The organism is Actinomadura logoneensis (assembly GCF_003428695.1).
GTDB classification, from domain to species: Bacteria; Actinomycetota; Actinomycetes; order Streptosporangiales; family Streptosporangiaceae; genus Spirillospora; species Spirillospora logoneensis.
Window position 1 is genome coordinate 1 of the sequence record NZ_QURH01000612.1, and the last position, 2159, is coordinate 2159.

Sequence of the window (2159 nt, forward strand, 5' to 3'; positions counted from 1 at the left end):
CACGCGGCGCCGCGTGGACGGCCGCGCCCCGCGCGGTGTGGACGGCCGCGCCCTGCGCGGTGTGGACGGGCGTGCGCGGCGCGGCGTGGACGGCCGTGCGCGGCTCCGAGTAGTAGGGGCGGGGGTTGTAGGGGTGCGGGTAGTAGGGACGCGGGTGGTACGAGTGCTCGTGGTACCCGTACGGGTGGTGCGGGATGTAGGAGTGCGGGTGGCCGTAGTAGTCGTACGGCCGCCCGGGCATGTGCGGAACGGGCACGGGGTCGTGGCAGATGTGCTCGGCGCAGGCATGCGGCGTGGCGGGGGCGGCGGCGAGGGCGGAGCCGGTGAACAGCCCCGTTCCCATGGCCGTCAGGCCGCCCGCGACGAGCGCGGTCCGGCTCACGTGCTTGGCCCAGTTGCGCATGTTGTGCTCCTTCGTGTTTTCGGCGGAACGCGTCGCCCACCGTCCGGACATGCGGATATCCGGACGGAACGGGTGACCGTCGCCTGTTGAGTTCGGTGTCCGCGGGCAGCGGGGCGCCGCGGTGGACCGGGGACCGGGTGCACTCGGCGGTCGCGCGCACTTGTCGGCCGCGTGCAAGCCGCGTGCACTTGATGGCCGCGTCCGCGGGATGCCGACACCGGATCCCCGATTTCGCACATTCACTCATCCAGCGCACGGAACCGGTACACCGGAACACGCCGCACTGGCCCGCACATTGTGACATCCGGAGTGTCGGGCCGGGCGGCAACGCGCCGATCCGCCGAACAATCGACGCCATCCGGAAACCGGCCTTCCTTGATCAACACCTTGCCTTAACAAGTCATGTGATATGAGCCTTCCCGGCCGTCATGACTTTTGCCAGAGAGCCGGAAATGCCCGGCTCACCTGAAGAACATTCCCGCAACAGGCAAGGATTTTGCAAAACGCGTTTGTCTCCGCTGACCCGGGGCGAGGCTGTGGGGTGCGATGGTCGGACGCTGTGGCGCGGCTCGCGTCGGCGGCGACGCAACGACAGTTGAATGGAGAATTCATGCGGAAGCGACAGGCTGCTGTGGCCCTCCTCGGCGGCGTGGGTCTGCTGGCCCTGGTGTCCACGCCCGCCCAGGCGAACGACAAGCCGCCGCGTAACCTCCAGATCATCGGCATCCAGACCTGCCGCAGCGTGGATGTCGCCGGCATCGGCGCGGCCATCCACAACCTCCTCGGCATCGAGGACGAGCACGGCGACTGCGTGAACGGCGGCGAGCTCGAGAAGGTGAAGATCTACCACCGCCGGTAGAGCGTGACTTCCCTGGTGAGGGTGCGGACGGGGCCGCCCGGCCCGGTCCGCACCCTCGCCGTCTCGCCGGGCCGTCCGGCCGCGCCCACGGCCGCACCCGCACCCGTACCGGCACCGGCGCCCGTACCGGCGCACCTCCGGATCCCGGGCCCCGTGCCCCGCTTCTGAGCCTCTCGCGAGGCACCCGTCCATCCGCCCCCGGTCACACCACTCTGGCTCCCCCCGGGCAGGCGAGGATGAGTCAATCCATGGGCCGCCCCGACCAACCGGGCGGACCCGACCAGGGCAGGACCCTCTGGTGCGCTGTCGGCGAAGGAGCCCTCGGCGGGCTGCTCGCCGCCCTTCTCGCCCTTTCCGTCTGGTATCTCCTGCCCGTTCCGGCGCCGACGGCGATCGAACGCTGGCTGACCGTTCTCACCACCACGACCGCCGGCGGTTTCGGTTCCGCGGTCCAGTGCCTCCGGCGCAGACCCCGTTCCCCGGACGCCACTCCGGAGAACGAATAGCACGCCGCCACGCGCCGTTTTCGCGAATAGCCGCTCGCGCCGGTCACGATTCGCCTACGATGCGAGGGCACGTGCAGGACCCACGGGGGGTGGGCGCCACGCGAAACAGCGCGAAGAGATCACCACGCGTCACTTCCAGCACAGATCTTCGAGAACGGACCGCGGCCCGTCCCGCCTTCCCGGCGTGACATCGGCCGATTCTTCCCCCGGTTCCGGACTTCACCATCGGTTCGCGATTTCACCGTCCATGCCCGCCGCCTTTTCCAGGCCGGGCGAACCACGACTCGTCCGTGTCCGCCCCGACCCCGCCGACCGGGCCGCGGCGCCCGCCGCACCGTCCGGTGCGCGGCGCCGAACGGCCCGGAGCGTCCCCGCCGTCCCACGGCCGGCG

At 70.7% G+C, this 2159-nt stretch carries 1 protein-coding gene and 1 pseudogene; one reads left to right on the forward strand and one right to left on the reverse strand.

The genetic code is table 11. The annotated features are described in order from the left end of the window. Positions 1-403, reverse strand: a pseudogene (locus DZF91_RS24665) (hypothetical protein); the annotation flags it as partial. A gap of 610 nt (positions 404-1013) precedes the next feature. Between DZF91_RS24665 and DZF91_RS24670 the strand changes: the two are divergent. After that, entirely contained in the window at positions 1014-1262 is a 249-nt protein-coding gene (locus DZF91_RS24670) for a hypothetical protein (protein WP_117359653.1), read from the forward strand. Positions 1263-2159: the final 897 nt, after the last annotated feature.

Excerpts from the sequence above, each read along its gene's own strand:
- DZF91_RS24670 (WP_117359653.1), top strand. The coding sequence starts at position 1,014 with ATGCGGAAGCGACAGGCTGCTGTGGCCCTCCTCGGCGGCGTGGGTCTG.